The organism is Mycobacterium sp. MUNTM1 (assembly GCF_054660795.1).
This window is the reverse complement of record NZ_BAAGDE010000045.1, coordinates 38141-54447: the sequence shown is the minus strand read 5'-3', so window position 1 is coordinate 54447 and position 16307 is coordinate 38141. Positions and strand designations below refer to the sequence as shown.

General features: G+C 69.6%; 18 protein-coding genes. 5 read left to right on the top strand and 13 right to left on the bottom strand.

Annotated features, from left to right (window positions below; translation table 11 throughout):
* Nucleotides 1-73: 73 nt before the first annotated feature.
* The 4 genes from ACYQ8K_RS22195 to recA form a co-directional block, all read right to left on the bottom strand.
* Nucleotides 74-718, bottom strand: coding sequence for an Rv2732c family membrane protein (locus ACYQ8K_RS22195; RefSeq protein ID WP_459972419.1), 645 nt, complete (start codon nucleotides 716-718; stop codon nucleotides 74-76).
* Nucleotides 706-2217, bottom strand: coding sequence for a tRNA (N6-isopentenyl adenosine(37)-C2)-methylthiotransferase MiaB (miaB, locus tag ACYQ8K_RS22190; protein ID WP_459972425.1), 1512 nt, complete (start codon nucleotides 2215-2217; stop codon nucleotides 706-708). The genes ACYQ8K_RS22195 and miaB overlap by 13 nt, the downstream gene beginning before the upstream one ends.
* A gap of 61 nt (nucleotides 2218-2278) precedes the next feature.
* Nucleotides 2279-2800, bottom strand: a complete 522-nt coding sequence (gene recX, locus ACYQ8K_RS22185) for a recombination regulator RecX (RefSeq protein ID WP_459972417.1) — start codon at nucleotides 2798-2800, stop codon at nucleotides 2279-2281.
* Nucleotides 2766-3806, bottom strand: a complete 1041-nt coding sequence (recA, locus tag ACYQ8K_RS22180; RefSeq protein WP_459972415.1) for a recombinase RecA — start codon at nucleotides 3804-3806, stop codon at nucleotides 2766-2768. Before recA ends, recX begins: the two co-directional genes overlap by 35 nt.
* A gap of 229 nt (nucleotides 3807-4035) precedes the next feature.
* Between recA and ACYQ8K_RS22175 the strand changes: the two genes are divergently transcribed.
* Both ACYQ8K_RS22175 and ACYQ8K_RS22170 read left to right on the top strand, forming a co-directional pair.
* Nucleotides 4036-4695 (top strand): (2Fe-2S)-binding protein, encoded by a 660-nt coding sequence (locus tag ACYQ8K_RS22175; RefSeq protein ID WP_459972413.1) that lies wholly within the window; start codon nucleotides 4036-4038, stop codon nucleotides 4693-4695.
* Nucleotides 4696-4750: 55 nt separating this feature from the next.
* Complete coding sequence (locus ACYQ8K_RS22170) at nucleotides 4751-5377, top strand: flavodoxin family protein (RefSeq protein ID WP_459972411.1); 627 nt, start codon at nucleotides 4751-4753, stop codon at nucleotides 5375-5377.
* A gap of 9 nt (nucleotides 5378-5386) precedes the next feature.
* Here ACYQ8K_RS22170 and ACYQ8K_RS22165 read toward each other — a convergent pair whose 3' ends face one another.
* Genes ACYQ8K_RS22165 through ACYQ8K_RS22155 form a run of 3 tightly spaced genes read right to left on the bottom strand, consistent with a single transcriptional unit; the run spans nucleotide 5387 to nucleotide 7122 of the window.
* Complete coding sequence (locus tag ACYQ8K_RS22165) at nucleotides 5387-5581, bottom strand: DUF3046 domain-containing protein (RefSeq protein WP_411431584.1); 195 nt, start codon at nucleotides 5579-5581, stop codon at nucleotides 5387-5389.
* Between the two features lie 52 nt (nucleotides 5582-5633).
* Nucleotides 5634-5906, bottom strand: coding sequence for a hypothetical protein (locus ACYQ8K_RS22160; protein WP_459972409.1), 273 nt, complete (start codon nucleotides 5904-5906; stop codon nucleotides 5634-5636).
* A gap of 49 nt (nucleotides 5907-5955) precedes the next feature.
* Nucleotides 5956-7122, bottom strand: a complete 1167-nt coding sequence (locus tag ACYQ8K_RS22155) for a glycosyltransferase (RefSeq protein ID WP_459972408.1) — start codon at nucleotides 7120-7122, stop codon at nucleotides 5956-5958.
* Between the two features lie 50 nt (nucleotides 7123-7172).
* Between ACYQ8K_RS22155 and ACYQ8K_RS22150 the strand changes: the two genes are divergently transcribed.
* The gene (locus ACYQ8K_RS22150; protein ID WP_044485002.1) at nucleotides 7173-7604 is read left to right on the top strand and encodes a limonene-1,2-epoxide hydrolase family protein; all 432 of its coding nucleotides are present in this window, start codon (nucleotides 7173-7175) and stop codon (nucleotides 7602-7604) included.
* An 8-nt stretch (nucleotides 7605-7612) separates the two neighbouring features.
* On the opposite strand, the gene pspM is transcribed toward ACYQ8K_RS22150, so the two are convergent.
* The 4 genes from pspM to pgsA form a co-directional block, all read right to left on the bottom strand.
* On the bottom strand, nucleotides 7613-8422 hold the full coding sequence (gene pspM / locus ACYQ8K_RS22145) for a phage shock envelope stress response protein PspM (RefSeq protein ID WP_459972405.1): 810 nt from the start codon (nucleotides 8420-8422) through the stop codon (nucleotides 7613-7615).
* Between the two features lie 10 nt (nucleotides 8423-8432).
* Nucleotides 8433-9260, bottom strand: coding sequence for a phage shock protein PspA (gene pspA, locus ACYQ8K_RS22140; RefSeq protein WP_007774976.1), 828 nt, complete (start codon nucleotides 9258-9260; stop codon nucleotides 8433-8435).
* A gap of 168 nt (nucleotides 9261-9428) precedes the next feature.
* The gene (gene clgR / locus ACYQ8K_RS22135; protein WP_459972403.1) at nucleotides 9429-9755 is read right to left on the bottom strand and encodes a transcriptional regulator ClgR; all 327 of its coding nucleotides are present in this window, start codon (nucleotides 9753-9755) and stop codon (nucleotides 9429-9431) included.
* A gap of 116 nt (nucleotides 9756-9871) precedes the next feature.
* The gene (gene pgsA / locus ACYQ8K_RS22130; RefSeq protein ID WP_459972401.1) at nucleotides 9872-10444 is read right to left on the bottom strand and encodes a CDP-diacylglycerol--glycerol-3-phosphate 3-phosphatidyltransferase; all 573 of its coding nucleotides are present in this window, start codon (nucleotides 10442-10444) and stop codon (nucleotides 9872-9874) included.
* 65 nt (nucleotides 10445-10509) lie between these two features.
* Between pgsA and ACYQ8K_RS22125 the strand changes: the two genes are divergently transcribed.
* Nucleotides 10510-11043, top strand: coding sequence for an amino-acid N-acetyltransferase (locus ACYQ8K_RS22125; RefSeq protein WP_459972399.1), 534 nt, complete (start codon nucleotides 10510-10512; stop codon nucleotides 11041-11043).
* A gap of 138 nt (nucleotides 11044-11181) precedes the next feature.
* Here the strand turns inward: ACYQ8K_RS22125 and ACYQ8K_RS22120 are convergent, their stop codons facing one another.
* Nucleotides 11182-12531 (bottom strand): sugar porter family MFS transporter, encoded by a 1350-nt coding sequence (locus tag ACYQ8K_RS22120; RefSeq protein ID WP_459972423.1) that lies wholly within the window; start codon nucleotides 12529-12531, stop codon nucleotides 11182-11184.
* Nucleotides 12532-13133: 602 nt separating this feature from the next.
* Nucleotides 13134-15818 (bottom strand): DNA translocase FtsK, encoded by a 2685-nt coding sequence (locus ACYQ8K_RS22115; RefSeq protein ID WP_459972397.1) that lies wholly within the window; start codon nucleotides 15816-15818, stop codon nucleotides 13134-13136.
* 2 nt (nucleotides 15819-15820) lie between these two features.
* On the opposite strand from ACYQ8K_RS22115, the gene ACYQ8K_RS22110 reads away from it, so the two are divergent.
* Nucleotides 15821-16135 carry a putative quinol monooxygenase gene (locus ACYQ8K_RS22110; protein WP_459972395.1) on the top strand — a complete coding sequence of 105 codons (315 nt, stop codon included), beginning with the start codon at nucleotides 15821-15823 and terminating at the stop codon, nucleotides 16133-16135.
* Nucleotides 16136-16307: the final 172 nt, after the last annotated feature.

The following is a 16307-nucleotide window of genomic DNA, read 5'->3' as shown; positions in this document are numbered from 1 at the left end:
TCAGATATCTCCACTAAGCCCGGAGGTCCTCCCCACAATCAACAACCGTCACCAACGTGTCTGCCGAGTACACCTAGCGGCCGTCAGGCCCCGTCGCGCCGGGGTCGTCGCGGGTCTCCGTGGCGGGCGCGGCCGGATCGTCCAGGCCGTCCAGCAGGGTGAGCGACTGCTGCGCCGCCGCGAGGCGGCGCCGCTGCTCCTCGGCGGCGAGCTGCACGATGGTTCGCGACCAGACCACCCGGGCCCAGTGGTAGATGAGCACGAGCACGGTGAGCCAGGCGACGATCAGGCCCCAACCCGGCCCCGGGTGCCCCGCGGAAACGGTCTGACGCGACCAGATCGCCAGCATGCCCGCGGCGCCCGCAATCGCGGTGCCCGCCAACGCAACCCAGGCCAGCGCCCAGCGCCGCGTCACCAGCGCCAGCATCGAGAAGCCCACGCCGAACACCAGCGTCAGCCAGGCGAACACGCGCGACGGCAGGGCGACGGCGGCCGCACCGGCGTGGTGGCTACCGAACAGCACGTCCCAGCCGCGCACGTCGCCGGTGTGCGGCAGGACGAACGACGCCAGCAGCACGAACACCAGGATCGACACGAAGAAGGCCCGCGGGCCGGGGTCGATTCCGCGGGCCACCCGACGTTCGGCGGCCTCGATCTCGGTCCGCAGGGCGCCGAGTTGTACGTCGTCGTTGTTGATCTCTTTTTTCACAGCGCACATCCAAGGGGTTCGGCCGGGCCGGCGGGCGGCCCGACGGCGGGCATGCCAAGGCCGATGCCGCGCGGGCGCTGCCCGGCGGCCTGCGCGTCGCCCGCCCGGGTGCGGCGATGCGTGACGACGCCCGCGTCGGCGATGAGGTGGTGGGGTGCAGCCTCGGTGATCACCGTGGTGACGATGTCGCCGGGCCTGACGTCCCCGGGCGTGCCGACGGCGAAATGCACCAGCCGGCCGTCGCGGGCCCGCCCGGTCATGCGGGCGGTGCGGCTGTCCTTGCGGCCTTCGCCGGTGGCGACCAGCAATTCGACGGTCTGTCCGATCAGGGACCGGTTGCCGTCCAGGGAGATCGCCTCCTGCAGCTCGATCAGCCGGTCATAGCGTTCCTGCACAACGGCTTTCGGGATCTGCCCGTCGAGGTCGGCGGCCGGGGTGCCGGGCCGCTTGGAGTACTGGAAGGTGAACGCGGCCGAGAACCGGGCCTGGCGCACCACGTCCAGCGTCGCGGCGAAGTCCTCTTCGGTCTCACCGGGGAATCCGACAATCAGGTCGGTGGTGATGGCGGCGTGCGGCATGGCGGCCCGGACGCGGTCGATGATCCCGAGGTAGCGCTCGGCGCGGTAGGACCGTCGCATCGCGCGCAGCACCCGGTCGGACCCGGATTGCAGCGGCATGTGCAGGGCGGGGCACACGTTCGGTGTCTGGGCCATGGCCTCGATGACGTCGTCGGTGAATTCGGCCGGATGCGGCGAGGTGAACCGCACCCGCTCCAGACCGTCGATGTCGCCGCAGGCCCGCAGCAGGCGGGCGAAGGCGCCGCGGTCGCGGGGCAGGGCGGGGTCGGCGAAGGACACCCCGTAGGCGTTGACGTTCTGGCCGAGCAGGGTGACCTCGAGCACGCCGTCGTCGACCAGCGAGGCGACCTCGGCCAGGATGTCGTCGGGGCTGCGGTCGACCTCCTTGCCGCGCAGCGACGGGACGATGCAGAACGTGCAGCTGTTGTTGCATCCGACGGAGATGGAAACCCAAGCCGCATAAGCGGATTCGCGTGCGCTGGGCAGCGACGACGGGAACTCCTGTAGCGCCTCGGCGATTTCCACCTGGGCGACCTTGTTGTGCCGCGCGCGCTCCAGCAGCGTGGGCAGCGACCCGATGTTGTGGGTGCCGAAGATGACGTCGACCCAGGGCGCCTTGTGCAGCAACGCGTCCCGGTCCTTCTGGGCCAGGCAGCCGCCGACGGCGATCTGCATCTCGGGGTCGTTGCGCTTGCGCGGCGCGAGGTGGCTGAGGTTGCCATACAGCTTGTTGTCGGCGTTCTCGCGCACCGCGCAGGTGTTGAACACCACCACGTCGGCGTCGGCGCCCTCAGCCGCACGCCGGTAGCCGGCCGCTTCCAGCAGACCCGCCAACCGCTCCGAGTCGTGGACGTTCATCTGGCAGCCGTAGGTGCGGACCTGATAGGTGCGCGCCGGTGCGGCGTCCGCCGCCACGGTCTGTCGCACCATCGAAGTCACGGGGCCATGGTACGGCGACCGGTCGGCGCGCGAGAAACCGCACGTCACCGGCCTAGACCCGGCGGCGCTCCCGCTCGGCGGCCAACTCGGCGAACACGACCTCGCACGCCATGTTCTGGCTGTAACCCCGCCGCGCCAGCATCCCCACCAGCCTGCGGGTCACCCGCGCGTCGTCGTCATTGAGCGTCTCGCGGCGCAGCTTGGACCGGACCAGCTGTTCGGCCCGGTCCCGCTCGGCGCCAGCGTCGATCCCGGCCAGCGCCGCGGTGATCACGTCGTTGTCGACGCCCTTGGTGTGCAGCTCGGCGGCCAAGGCGCGCTTGCTTTTCCCGGCGTGGGCCCGGCGGGACCGCACCCACTGCTGGGCGAAGTCGGCGTCGTCGATCAAGCCGACGGAAGACAACCGGTCGAGCACCCGTTCACTGACGTCGTCGGGGTAGCCGCGTTTGGTCAGCTGGCCGCGCAGCTCGGCCCGGGTGCGCGCTCTCGCGGTGAGCAGGCGCAGGCACAGCGCCCGCGCCTGCTCCTCGCGGGAGGGCTCAGAAGTCGACGGGGGCGGGCAGGACGTCGTCATCGGTCACGACCGCGCCAATGCCGAGCTTTTCCTTGATCTTCTTCTCGATCTCGTTGGCGATTTCGTCGTTTTCCTTCAGGAAGGTGCGGGCGTTCTCCTTGCCCTGGCCGAGCTGCTCGCCCTCATAGGTGAACCAGGAGCCGGACTTGCGGATGAAGCCCTGCTCCACCCCCATATCGATCAGCGAGCCTTCCCGGCTGACCCCCTGGCCGTAGAGGATGTCGAACTCGGCCTGCTTGAAGGGCGGCGCCACCTTGTTCTTGACGATCTTGACCCGGGTGCGGTTGCCGACGGCGTTGGTGCCGTCCTTGAGCGTCTCGATCCGGCGCACATCCATGCGCACCGACGCGTAGAACTTCAACGCCTTTCCACCCGTGGTGGTTTCGGGGCTGCCGAACATCACCCCGATCTTCTCGCGCAGCTGGTTGATGAAGATCGCGGTGGTGCCCGAATTGTTCAGCGCACCAGTCATTTTCCGCAGCGCCTGGCTCATCAGCCGGGCCTGCAGCCCGACGTGGCTGTCGCCCATCTCGCCTTCGAGCTCGGCGCGCGGCACCAGCGCGGCCACCGAGTCGATGACCAGGATGTCCAGGGCGCCGGAACGGATCAGCATGTCGGCGATCTCGAGGGCCTGCTCCCCCGTGTCGGGCTGGCTGACCAGCAGGGAATCGGTGTCCACGCCGAGCTTCTTGGCGTACTCCGGGTCCAGGGCGTGCTCGGCGTCGATGAAGGCGGCGACGCCGCCGGCGGCCTGGGCGTTGGCCACCGCGTGCAGGGCGACGGTGGTCTTACCCGAGGATTCCGGGCCGTAGATCTCCACGACCCGGCCGCGGGGCAGCCCGCCGATGCCTAAGGCCACGTCCAGTGCGATGGATCCCGTCGGGATGATCGAAATCGGCTGACGCGTCTCGTCGCCGAGACGCATCACCGAGCCTTTGCCGTAGCTCTTTTCGATCTGGGCCATCGCCAGCTCGAGAGCCTTCTCGCGGTCGGGGGCTTGCGCCATGGTGTCTCTCCTATAGTCGGTGTTCGTCTGACCGGTATCGGTCGGTTGGCGGTGACACTAGAGAAGGCCACCGACAAGTTGACTGGCCGAACGTTCCCTACAGTAGCCGAACAGGTGTTCGATTCAAGTTCGACACGCCGTTCTCCCCCGCGCGTGTGGCAACATCGGCTACCGAAAGGCGTCGACGGGCTTCCCGGGGCGGATTTCCCCGAGAGGCGGTCGCAACGCTTTGGACATCTCCGCTCAGCTGGCTGAAATAGCTTGTTACGGAGGATTTTTCGTTCTGACCGTGGGTGGAGACGCCGCGGGATGGCATCCGGTCGCACAGTCCTACGCCGACGGCTGCGCCGACCTGATCGACGCCACCATGCGGCGCTACGACACGACCGATCCGCGGATCGGCGCGTCACTGGTCCACCTCGCTCACGCCACCCGGCTGTGGTCACCGGTGCTGGCCTGCGCGATCGGCCACGGCGTCGTCCCCGACCTCGAAGACCTGCAACGCGCCGACGACGGTGCACAACTACGGCTGCCCGGGCCCGCCGGGAAACCCGTCACCTCCCCCGCACCGGACATGCTGTATCGCATCGTGGTGAGCGAGCACATGCGGCCGCTTGCCGCCGGACTGCGGGTCAACCTGGCGCCCGCCCTGCTCGCGGGCAACATCGCCTCCGCGCTGGTGGGAGCCGCACGGGCACTCGTGGCGGCGCGCCCCGGCCTGCGCCCCGCGATCGTCGAGACGACCCGGTCGCTGTTGGACACCGGCGTGCTGGCCGGGTCCGGCGTCATCACCGGTCTGGACTTCAGGCGCCGCAGCTGCTGCCTGTTCTATCGACTGCCGGGTGGCTCGCTGTGCGGCGACTGCGTGCTGCAGCGGACGCCGCGGTAGGCGCGGGCACGGTTTGGCGCCGTTTGGCGCCGTCGCGCCGGGGTATCAGGCCAGCATGTCCTCAGCCACACCGCAATCCCTGCGCGCCATCGCGTTGGTCTGCTCGTTGAAGAAGAGCCCGGCTCCGTCGAGCAGCGAGCTGCTCGCCGATCAGGTCCTCGATCAGCTGCGCGGTGCGGGCGTGGAGGGCGAGAAGGTGCGGTGCGTGGACCTGGCGCTGCTGCCCGGTGTCGAGGCCGACATGGGACCCGGCGATGAGTGGCCGGCGCTGCTGGACAAGATCAAGTCGGCGGAGATCGTCATCGTGTCGACACCCACCTGGGTCGGTCACATGTCCAGCGTGGCGCAGCGCGTCCTGGAGCGCCTCGATGCGGAGCTGTCCGACACGGACGACGCGGGAAGGCCGCGGATGGTGGGCAAGGTGGCCCTGGCGGCGGTGGTGGGCAACGAGGACGGGGCGCACAAGATCGTGGCCGACCTGTTCCAGGCGCTCAACGACATCGGGTTCTCCATCGCCGCGCAGGGCTGCACCTATTGGAACGGCGAAGCCATGCAGGGCACCGACTACACCGATCTCGACGACGTGCCGGAAGCCGTCGCGTCCGCCACCGGCAATGCGGCCCGCAACGCCGTGCACCTCGCCACGGTGTTGCGGCAGAACGGGTACCCGGCATACGACTGACGTGTCACCTCACCACTGTTCCCGCGGCACGTCGAAGTCCACGCACAACGCCCGCCAGACGTCACGGGGCTCGATCCCGGCCTCGATGGCTTGGGCGGCCGTGCGTCCGTCGAAGCCGGTCAGCACGTGATCCACCAGGACCGAGGACCCGTAGGTGGTGCCAAAGCGCAGGACTACCCGCTCGTGAAACTCCGTTAGCCGCACGCCAGTCAACATACCCAGCCCGCAGGCATCGGACACCTGCGCGCGCAGCGCGCTACCTCCAGCTGGCCGGTAGGTCGATGATGTGGTTGGGGCAGTCCTCCTGGGCCGCAATGGACATCACATCGCGCGCGCGTTGGGCCGACATGGTCGCGCGCAATTGCATGAAGGCGTATTCGGCCGGCGCGAGCCCCTGCTGGGCCGCGGCCGGATCGTCCATCAGCTGGCAGGCCTGCTGTTCCTCGGGGCTGTCGGCATGCGCGACCGCCGCGCCGGCCAGCGCGCCCGCCAGCAGGGCGCCGGCGGCGATTGTCGTGATGATTTTCATCGGGTCCCTCCCGCCGAAGCATAAGGGGACCCGGGCAGCGCACAGCGGATCATCCGGCCACCGCCACCGCGTCGCGGCACACCCGGACCGGATCGGCGACGTCGGCGATGTCCGCGGCCGCCGCCCGCGCCGCCGCGCGGTAGCCCGGCGACGACAGCACCTCGTTGACCGCCGCCACCAGCGCGTCGGCCGTCAGCGGCCGGATCAGCCGCGCGCTGCCCTGGCGCTGCACCCGGTTGGCGATCTCCCACTGGTCGCCTCCGCCGGGCACCACCACCAGCGGCACGCCGGCCAGCAGCGCCTTGGCCACCATGCCGTGGCCACCACCGCAGATCACCAGGTCGGCATGCGCCAACAACTCGTCCTGGCGTCCCAGCCCGACCGTCGCCCACGGCGGCACCGTCAGTTCCGGTCCGTCCAACCGCGACACCAGCAGGCGCGACCCCGCCGGCAGCGTCTGCCCCGGCGCCAGGCACCCCAGCGCGACCTCGGCGAGGCCCTCGGTGCCGATCAACGCGGTCGACGGCGCGACGACCACCACCGGCCCGGAGCCGTCCGGGACCTCGAGGATCCGGTCGGTCGGTTCGAAGTGCAACGGCCCGACGACGACGGCCTCGGCGGGCCAGTCCGGGCGGGGAACCTCCAGCGCGGGCAGCGTCGCGATCAGCCGGCGCAACGGACCGGGATCGCGCGCCGGCAGGCCGATCTCGACGCGCGAATCGGCGCGCTGCTGCAGGCCGGTGCGCACCGACCGCGCCGTCAGCGCGCGCATCGCGGCATCGCGCAGCCGGCCCCGGATGCCGGCGCCCGGCGCCAGCCCGCTGCCGATCGGCGGCAGCCCTTTTGACGGCAGGTACAGCGGGTGCGGGTTGAGTTCAATCCACGGGATGCCCAGCAGCTCGGCGGCCATCCCGCCGCCGGCGGTGATGACGTCGGAGACCACCAGGTCGGGCGCCAACTCGCGCAGCGCGGGCACGTTGAGCACCGCCATCCGCGCGGCGCGCCGGTGGATCCTGGCCCCGGCGTCGACGTCGTCGTCGATGGCCGCCAGCCCGTCGAGCGGGGCCGCGGCGATGCCGGCCCCGCGGGCGGTGTCCAGCCATTCGGCGCCGGTGAACAGGGTGGGCTCGTCGCCGGCCTCGGCGAAGCGCCGGCACAACGCGATCGCCGGGAACGAGTGCCCGGGATCCGGCCCGGCGACCACGGCGACGCGCATCGTGCTTACCCTGCCACAGCGCCCGGTTGCCACGCGCCTACGCTGGCAAGATGACCGAGCTGACTGGGACAACCGTTGCGAACACCCGCACGGTCGAAGGATTCCTGAACGCCTTGCAGGACGCGGATTACGACGCCGCCGACGCCGCGCTGGCCGACGATCTCGTCTACGAAAACGTCGGCCTGCCCACCATCCATGGCCGGGCCCGGGCCATCAAGCTGTTTCGCCAGATGGAGGGCCGCGCGGCCTTCGAGGTGAAGATCCACCGCATCGCGGCGGACGGGGGCGCGGTGCTCACCGAACGCACCGACGCGCTGATCTTCGGCCCGCTGCGGCTGCAGTTCTGGGTGTGCGGCGTGTTCGAGGTGCAGAACGGCCGAATCACGTTGTGGCGGGACTACTTCGACTTCTTCGACATGCTCAAGGCCACCGCGCGCGGCCTGGCGGCGCTGGTGCTGCCGTCGCTCAAAGCGACGTTCTGACCCGGCGCCTAGCCGGTCCCGCGTAATCCGCCGAGTTCGTCGAACGCCTGGGCCCAACCGACCAGGCGATCGGTCGCCCCGGCCAGCTCGGCGCGGTAGTGCTGCGATGCGGCCGATCCGTCGCCGTTCGCCGACGACACCAATTGCGCTGCCGCGGTAACCATTTCGTTGTATTGGCGGACGCCGGCACCCAGCTGCGCGGTGAACGCGTTGATGGTGGGCACCAGATACGACCGCGAGTCCTCGCTAGCCTGCGCCGCCCGTTCCATCGACACCACCTGTGCGGCGGTGGACGCCATGGCCGCCGAGGTCCGGGTGGCGGCCGCGGTCAGGTCGCGGATCTCGGCGGGCGGCAACATCGCGCCCCGCTCGATCACGGCCACCAGCGACGAAAACCCGCGCTCGGAGGCGCCCAGCGCGTACATCGCGGGGCGCGCCGCCGAACCCGGCGGCGGCAGCCGGCGCACGTTCGTCGTCCGCGGCGTCGGCAACGGCTCGGCCTTGAGCCAGCGATAGCGCAGCAGCAACAGCGTCGCCGGAACGGCCATGAAAACCGCGACGCCGCCGGTGATTTCGAGCAGCAAGGCGAACCAGCCCCAGGCGGCGAGCAGCATCGTCACCGCGGCCCAGAACACGCACCCGGCGCTGAAGATCAGGCCCCACCGCAGCGCACGGCGACGCCGCCGCAGCAGCCGGGCGCGCGGATCCGCGGCCGCGCTGATCCTTCGGGCCACCAGATCGGACAGGTCGGCGGCGGTGGCCAGGCCGCGGTGCAGCAGCGCGCGCCACGGACCGGGTTGCGTCGCCTTCACCGCCATGGCACTTCGGCTACTGGCCAAGTGGCTTCTCGGGAACCGAGCCGCCGGCGCTCTCCGCCGGCGCGGGAGTGGCGGGCGTCGTCCCGGCGGCCGGTGTCCCGCCCGTCGGCAGGGCCTCACCCCGCATCGAGGCGCGGATCTGCTCCAGGCGGGAGTGACCGGCCATCTGCACCCCGGCCTGCTCGACCTCGAGCATCCGGCCCTGCACCGAGCCCTGGGCGAGCTCGGCGGCCCCGATCGCGTTCGCATACCGGCGCTCGATCTTGTCGCGCACCTCGTCGAGGCTGGGGACGTTGCCGGGAGCGGCCAGATCGCTCATCGACTGCAGCGAGGCGCTCACCTGCTCCTGCATCTTGGCCTGCTCGAGCTGGCTGAGTAGCTTGGTGCGCTCGGCGATCTTCTGCTGCAGCACCATGGCGTTCTGCTCGACGGCCTTCTTGGCCTGGGCGGCCGCGCCCAGCGCCTGGTCGTGCAGCGTCTTGAGGTCTTCGACGCTCTGCTCGGCGGTCACCAGCTGCGCGGCGAACGCCTCGGCGGCGTTGTTGTACTCGGTGGCCTTCGCGGCGTCACCGGCCGCGGTGGCCTGGTCGGCCAGCGTCAACGCCTGACGCACGTTGACCTGCAGCTTCTCCACGTCGGCCAGCTGACGGTTGAGCCGCATCTCGAGTTGCCGCTGGTTGCCGATCACCTGCGCGGCCTGCTGGGTCAGCGCCTGGTGCGTCCGTTGCGCTTCCTCGATGGCCTGCTGGATCTGCACCTTGGGGTCTGCGTGCTCGTCGATCTTGGCGTTGAACAGCGCCGTGAGGTACTTCCACGCCTTGACGAACGGATTGGCCATGAGTTAGCTCCACCTTCGCTTCTTGAGGATCCGGATGGTCCCCGGATGGGCCTGAGGGGCTCTGCGCCTGCCGCTCAATTTAGTGGGTCGGCGCCGATCGCCCCACCCCTTACGTGTGGCTCGGCGCCGATCGCCACCCACTTACCTTCGCGGGATCGGCCCCGGCGGTCAGGCCAGCGCCAATGACGCTACCGGCGGGATGACGACCTTGATGCTGGTGCCGCTCGCGCCCTCCGCGGCCGCGCCGACGGCCGCCCGCTCCTCGCTGGCCATCCGCTCGCCGGCGTGGGTGAGAACCGACGATAACGGGACGTCCAGCGCGTCGCAGATCGCGTTCAGCAGCTCGCTGGACGGCTCCTTGCGGCCGCGCTCCACCTCGGACAGGTAACCGAGGCTCACCCGCGCCGAATCGGACACCTCGCGCAGCGTCCGGCCTTGTGTCGTGCGGGCCTCGCGCAGCACGTCGCCGATGACCTCTCGCACCAATGGCGGCATCCCGCCCTCCTTCGTCCAGTCGGCCCTGCGCGGCACGTACTCAGCTAGCCTCCGGCAGGTGCTCACTAGGTGAACGCCGGCAGCGGTGGTCTGGTTCCCGTCGGGTGGCGCCGAAATCAGACGGGCGTGCGGCGCACTTCCCGGATGGTCGACACGACGTAGTCGATCCCGGTGATCACCGTCAGCACCACCGCCGCGCCCATCACCACCGCCGCGATCGCCCGGAACGGCCCCGGTGTTCCCGCCCAGGGCAGCACGAACAATCCGATGGCCAGCACCTGCACCACGGTCTTGACCTTGCCGCCCCAGCTGGCCGGAATGACCCCGCGGCGGATCACGGCCAGCCGCAGCACGGTGACCCCGAATTCGCGCGCCAGGATCAGCACCGTGACCCACCACGGCAGTTCACCGAGCATCGAGAGCCCGATCAGCGCCGACCCGACCAGCGTCTTGTCCGCGATCGGGTCGACGAACGCGCCGAATTCGGTCGCCATGCCGTAGTTGCGGGCCAGCAGGCCGTCGAGCCGATCCGTGATGCAGGCGGCCGCGAAGATGACGAAAGCCACCACGCGGAAGCCGTTTTGGTGACCGTCTCCGGCGAAGAGGGCGAGCAGGAAGACGGGCACCAGCACGAGCCGCAACAGGGTCAGCGTATTGGCGAGGTTGGCGATGTTCGCGCGGCCTACCATCGGACCCGTCTGCGGCTGCCCCGACACGGCAACAGAATAACGGTTGACCAGCGCAGCCGTCCGCGATGTCGATACTGTTAGCCGTGACCCAAAGTCCGCAGCGCCCTCGGCCGCTGGTTCGGCGCGCGCGAACGTCCGACGTGCCGGCCATCAAGCACCTGGTCGACACCTACGCCGGAAAGATCCTGTTGGAGAAGAACCTCGTCACGCTCTACGAGGCTGTCCAGGAGTTTTGGGTGGCCGAGCACGAGGGCCAGGTGGTCGGTTGCGGCGCGCTGCACGTGATGTGGTCCGACCTCGGCGAGGTTCGCACCGTCGCGGTCAACCCGGCGCTGACCGGGCACGGCATCGGCCACGCGATCGTCGACCGGCTGCTGGAGGTCGCCCGCGAGCTGCAGCTGAAGCGGCTGTTCGTGCTGACGTTCGAGACCGACTTCTTCGCCCGGCATGGATTCACCGAGATCGAGGGGACGCCGGTGACCGCCGAGGTGTTCGAGGAGATGTGCCGCTCCTACGACATCGGTGTCGCCGAATTCCTGGACCTGAGCTACGTCAAGCCCAACATCCTCGGCAACTCGCGGATGCTGCTGAGGTTGTAGCGGCGGGCGTGAACCGAACGGCGGGATTCGGGCCCTGGCTTTCGCAGCGGGTGCACGTTCGGCGATACTCGAGGGCCGTCCGCGCCGGCGTCGCTGCCGGGACCGCCACCCAAACGATTTGCCGCACAACCGTATTCGTCAGTGCGAGAAGTCCGACGGTCGGAATTTCCCCTGGAGCAGCTTGTTCTCGATCTCCTCCAGGCTCTTACCGGTGAGGTCGGGCATGCGGAAGAATACGAATATCCAGGCTGCCACGTTGAACAACGCGTAGAGCCACATCGAGGGCCCGACCCCGATCGCATTGATGAGTGACAGCATCGTCAGCGTGATGAGCAGGTTGGTGCCCCACAGCGTCGCCGACTGGACGGCGGTGGCCGCCGGCCGCACCGCCAGCGGATAGGTCTCCGAGCCGGTCAGCCAGCCCATCAGCTGCAAGCCGCCGCCATTGAACAGCATGAAGGCGATCAGGCAGGTCATGATGCACGGAATCGCATCGCGACCGCTGTCGTTGCTGACGAAAAGCAGGCCCAGCACGAACAGGCTCAGCGCCGCGCCCGGCACCATGATGAGGGTGAGCCGGCGCCTGCCGACCCGGTCGATAATGATCAACCCGACCAATTGGGCGATCAGGTACGCCGCGCCCAGGCCCACCGAGATCTGCAGCGCCACGGACCTGTACACGCCGTCGTTGGTCAATATCGTCGGCGAATAGTAGATGATCATCTCGATGCCGCTGAGCTGGGTGAACACCGCGATGCCGCAACCCAGGACCAGGGCCGGCCTCACCCAGGCGTCGCGCAGCCCACGCCACCCGCGGGTGCTGGCCGTGCGTTCGACGCGCGCGAGTTCGGTCGCTTCGGCCAGCTCGTCGGCCACGTTGTAGCCCTCGGGCCGGACACGCTCCAATACGGCTTGCGCGGCGTCTCGATCATCTTGCTTGACCAGCCAGCGCGGGCTTTCCGGCAGGCGCAGCAACAGCCAAAGCATGATCGCCGCGGGTACGCAGGCGAGTCCGATCGGCCCCCGCCAGGAAATCGAGTCGGAGAGCCCGACGAGGCTGGCGATGAGGATGCCCACCCCGATGGCAATTTGGAAGCACAACACCAACCGTCCCCGGTAGGCCGGTGGCGAGAGCTCGGCGACGTACATCGGTGCCGTCTGCGTCGCCCCGCCGACCGCGAAGCCCAGGACCAGCCGTCCCAGCGACAGCAGGATGGCATCGGGCGCGTCGGCGCACCACAACGCGCCGACGATGAAGACCACCGCCAGCATCACCAGCGTGCCGCGCCGGCCGCACCGATCGGACAGCCAGCTGCACGTCAACGCCCCGGCAACGGCGCCGAGCAGGATGCTGGCGGCGATCACCTGCTGCCAGCCCGCGGTGAGGTTGAAGTCCTGAGCGAGCTGCAATAGCGCCCAGGAGACGACACCGGTGTCGTAGCCGTAGAGCATCCCCGAGATCGCCGCGACGAGAGCAACGATGATCACGGAGCCGGTCAGTTGCTTCCCTGCCTCCGCGTTGCCCGTACCCGCGCCGTCAGCCTGATCGGTCCCCTTGCGCAATGTGGCGATACGAGAAAGCCGACTCGGCGCGGTCAGCGCCTCATCGCGGTGCTCCGACCACTGTTCGCGGTCTTCCGAATCGTCTGCGGCCACTAGCAGAGCCCGTGCTCGCTGCCGGGTAGGCCGGTGACGTCGGGCCGGTCGGCCATCGTCATCGCCTCCGTACGTCTGCTCGGATTTCATAAACGCTCGTTGTGGTTTTCCAGAGCCCGCTCTCGGCTCGATGCCGGCGGATATGCGTCTGTCGTTGGTGCGGTCAAGGCATTCGCCTATGCAGCGGCCCCGCCCGGCTTGCTCATTGGTCTGCCCAGGTCAGGCGGCTTGTCGCGGACGCGCTGTATGACTTCCCCATCGATCCGGAGAATGACCGGTCACGAATTCGGATAAGTCGAAAAGTGACTCGGCTACAGGTCGACCGTACTACAACGCTATTCAGCGAGAATGGTGTCTCCTGAGTGCGCCAGGCGTCACAGTCCAGTCGTCGGGTCCGACCCCCGGGGGACTACCCCAGTGGTCCGCGCCCGGCGCTAGTCCTCGGGGTCTCCCCCGCCGGCGTCGCTGCCACCGCGGATCAGCGCCAGCGTTCCGGCCAGTTCGTCGGGCTTGATCAGCACCTCGCGCGCCTTGGAGCCCTCCGACGGCCCGACGATGCCGCGGGTCTCCATCAGATCCATCAGCCGGCCGGCCTTGGCGAAGCCGACGCGCAGCTTGCGCTGCAGCATCGACGTGGAGCCGAACTGGCTGGACACCACCAGCTCCACGGCCTGCAGGAACACGTCCATGTCGTCGCCGATGTCCGGGTCGACGTCGGTGCGCTCGCCGGTGGGCTTGGCGGTGGTGACGCCCTCGGTGTATTCGGGTTCGGCCTGGTCCTTGCAGGCGGTGACGACGGCGTGGATCTCCTCGTCGGTGATGAAGGCGCCCTGCAGCCGGATCGGCTTGTTGGCGCCCATCGGCAGGAACAGGCCGTCGCCCATGCCGATCAGCTTCTCGGCGCCGGCCTGGTCCAGGATGACGCGGCTGTCGGTCAGCGACGACGTGGCGAATGCCAGCCGGGACGGCACGTTGGTCTTGATCAGGCCGGTGACCACGTCCACCGACGGGCGCTGGGTGGCCAGCACCAGGTGAATGCCTGCGGCGCGGGCCTTTTGGGTGATCCGCACGATGGCATCCTCGACGTCGCGCGGCGCCGTCATCATCAGGTCGGCCAGCTCGTCGACGATCGCCACCACGTACGGGTAGGGCCGGTACTCGCGCTGGCTGCCCAGCGGCGCGGTGATGGCACCCGAGCGGACCTTCTCGTTGAAGTCGTCGATGTGCCGCACCCGGGACGCCTGCATGTCCTGGTAGCGCTGCTCCATCTCCTCCACCAGCCACGCCAGCGCGGCCGCCGCCTTTTTGGGCTGGGTGATGATCGGGGTGATCAAATGCGGAATGCCTTCATACGGCGTGAGTTCCACCATCTTCGGGTCGATCAGGATCATCCTGACCTCCTCCGGGGTGGCGCGCGCCAGCAGCGACACCAGCATCGAGTTGACGAAGCTGGACTTACCGGAGCCGGTCGAGCCGGCCACCAGCAGGTGCGGCATCTTGGCCAGGTTGGCCGAGATGAAGTCGCCCTCGATGTCCTTGCCGAGCCCGATCACCAGCGGGTGGTGGTCGCGCCGGGTCGAGGGGGCGGTGAGCACGTCGGCCAGCCGCACCATCTCCCGGTCGGTGTTGGGCACCTCGATGCCCACGGCCGACTTGCCGGGAATGGGCGCCAGCATCCGCACGCTTTCTGTCGCCACGGCGTAGGCGATGTTCTTCTGCAGCGCGGTGATCTTCTCGACCTTCACGCCCGGCCCCAGCTCGACCTCGTAGCGGGTGACGGTCGGCCCCCGGGTGCAGCCGGTCACGGCGGCGTCGACCTTGAACTGGGTCAGCACCTCGGTGATGGCGTCGGCCATGACGTTGTTCGCGGCGCTGCGCTTCTTGGGCGGATCCCCCGCCACCAGCAGGCTCAGCGAGGGCAGGGTGTAGGGCCCCTCGACGACCCGGTCCAGCTCGACGGTGTCGTGCCGGTCCGCCGACCGCCCGCGCTTGCGGCCCCGCGAGCCCTGCGCGGCGGGCTGGACGGCGGGTTCGGGCACGGTGGGAATGTCGTCCTGCAGCGCGGCCTGGGCGTCGTCGTCGGGCGACCACGCCGGCGGCGACTCGTCCGGGACGGAGGACGCGTCCTCGTGGTAGCTGGCGGGCTCGGCCTCGGCGTCGTCGTCGAACTCATCGGCGTAGTCGTAGGGCTCGTCCTCGTAATCCTCGTCGACGAACCGGGTGTGGAACAGGTTGCGCATCACCACGGGCACCTCGCGGATGGTGGTGCCGGTCAGCAGCAACAGGCCGAACATGAAGCCGATGAACAGCAGCGGCGCCGCGATCCAGGGTGTGAGCCCGTCCGAGAGCGGCCCGCCGATGGCGAAGCCGATGAAACCGGCCGCGCGGCGGCGCGCTTCGGGGTCTCCCGGCGAACCGGACCACAGGTGACGCAGCCCGAGCACCGACAGCGTGATCAGGCTGGCGCCCAGGATCAGCCGGGGGCGCACATCCGGGTTGGGCTCGGTGCGCATCAGGGTCACCGCCACCGCGGCGGTGGCGGCCGGCAACGCCAGCACACCCGCGCCGATGAAGGTCCGCAGCAGGGTGTCGACCCACGTGCCGACCGGCCCGGCGGCGTGGAACCACGAGCTCGCGGCGACCACCACGGAAAAGCCCAGCAACAGCAGCGCGATGCCGTCGCGGCGATGCCCGGGGTCGATGTCGTGGGCCCGCCCGATCGACCGGGCCGCGCCGCCGGTTCCCCGGGCGGCCATCAGCCAGATGGCGCGCGCGGCGCGGCCGCAGGTCAGCCCGGCGCCCACCAGCGGCGCGTGCTTAGGCCGCCTGGCGGACTTGCTGACCTTCTTGCGGGGCGCCGCCGGGCGCGCACCCCGGGATCCGCTGGCGCGCGAAGAGGCCTTTGACCTGCTCGTTCGGCTTCCGGAGCGGGCGGCGGTCTTACTGGGCATGACGGCAAGGGTAGTCGCAATGACATCATCTACACCACCCGCCACACTGGTAACGATTCGGCTTGTCGGGCATGGGGCCACTGGGCCGCCAAATCGCGTGAGTAGGGTGACATTCGGTTGCGAGAAGTCGTGCTCGTCACCCACCCTCACCGCGCCCCAGGAGGCCATCAATGCCCGTTGTCGTCGTCGCCACCCTGACCGTCAAACCCGAGTCGGTCGACACCGTTCGCGAGATCCTCAAAACCGCGGCCGTGGAGGTGCACGAGGAGCCGGGCTGCCAGCTGTATGCCGTGCACGAGTCGGGCGAGACCTTCGTCTTCGTCGAGCAGTGGGCCGACGCCGAGGCGCTCAAGGCGCACAGCACCGCGCCGGCCGTCACCAAGATGTTCACCGCGGCCGGCGAGCACCTGGACGGCGCCCCCGACATCAAGATGCTCCAGCCGGTCCTGGCCGGCGACCCGGCCAAAGGACAGTTGCGGCCCTGATGACCCGCTCGTCGCAAGGACCCCTGAAGGGCAAGGTCGCCTTCATCACCGGCGCCGCGCGCCGGCCGGGCCCCGCGCCCCCCGGTCGCCAGGGCGCCCACCGGGCCCGCCAAAAAGCCGGGGAGCAGGTGGGCCACAAAGCCACCCGGCCCGACAAGCAGGCCCCCCCCGC

Coding starts and splice junctions, on each gene's coding strand:
- ACYQ8K_RS22110 (WP_459972395.1), top strand. CDS start 15,821: ATGCCCGTTGTCGTCGTCGCCACCCTGACCGTCAAACCCGAGTCGGTC.
- clgR (WP_459972403.1), bottom strand. CDS start 9,755: ATGCCGCCATTGGTGCGAGAGGTCATCGGCGACGTGCTGCGCGAGGCC.
- ACYQ8K_RS22195 (WP_459972419.1), bottom strand. CDS start 718: ATGTGCGCTGTGAAAAAAGAGATCAACAACGACGACGTACAACTCGGC.
- recX (WP_459972417.1), bottom strand. CDS start 2,800: ATGACGACGTCCTGCCCGCCCCCGTCGACTTCTGAGCCCTCCCGCGAG.
- recA (WP_459972415.1), bottom strand. CDS start 3,806: ATGGCGCAAGCCCCCGACCGCGAGAAGGCTCTCGAGCTGGCGATGGCC.
- ACYQ8K_RS22115 (WP_459972397.1), bottom strand. CDS start 15,818: ATGGCCTCCTGGGGCGCGGTGAGGGTGGGTGACGAGCACGACTTCTCG.
- ACYQ8K_RS22170 (WP_459972411.1), top strand. CDS start 4,751: ATGTCCTCAGCCACACCGCAATCCCTGCGCGCCATCGCGTTGGTCTGC.
- ACYQ8K_RS22125 (WP_459972399.1), top strand. CDS start 10,510: ATGTCGATACTGTTAGCCGTGACCCAAAGTCCGCAGCGCCCTCGGCCG.
- pspA (WP_007774976.1), bottom strand. CDS start 9,260: ATGGCCAATCCGTTCGTCAAGGCGTGGAAGTACCTCACGGCGCTGTTC.
- pspM (WP_459972405.1), bottom strand. CDS start 8,422: ATGGCGGTGAAGGCGACGCAACCCGGTCCGTGGCGCGCGCTGCTGCAC.
- pgsA (WP_459972401.1), bottom strand. CDS start 10,444: ATGGTAGGCCGCGCGAACATCGCCAACCTCGCCAATACGCTGACCCTG.
- ACYQ8K_RS22150 (WP_044485002.1), top strand. CDS start 7,173: ATGACCGAGCTGACTGGGACAACCGTTGCGAACACCCGCACGGTCGAA.
- miaB (WP_459972425.1), bottom strand. CDS start 2,217: ATGGTGCGACAGACCGTGGCGGCGGACGCCGCACCGGCGCGCACCTAT.
- ACYQ8K_RS22160 (WP_459972409.1), bottom strand. CDS start 5,906: ATGAAAATCATCACGACAATCGCCGCCGGCGCCCTGCTGGCGGGCGCG.
- ACYQ8K_RS22155 (WP_459972408.1), bottom strand. CDS start 7,122: ATGCGCGTCGCCGTGGTCGCCGGGCCGGATCCCGGGCACTCGTTCCCG.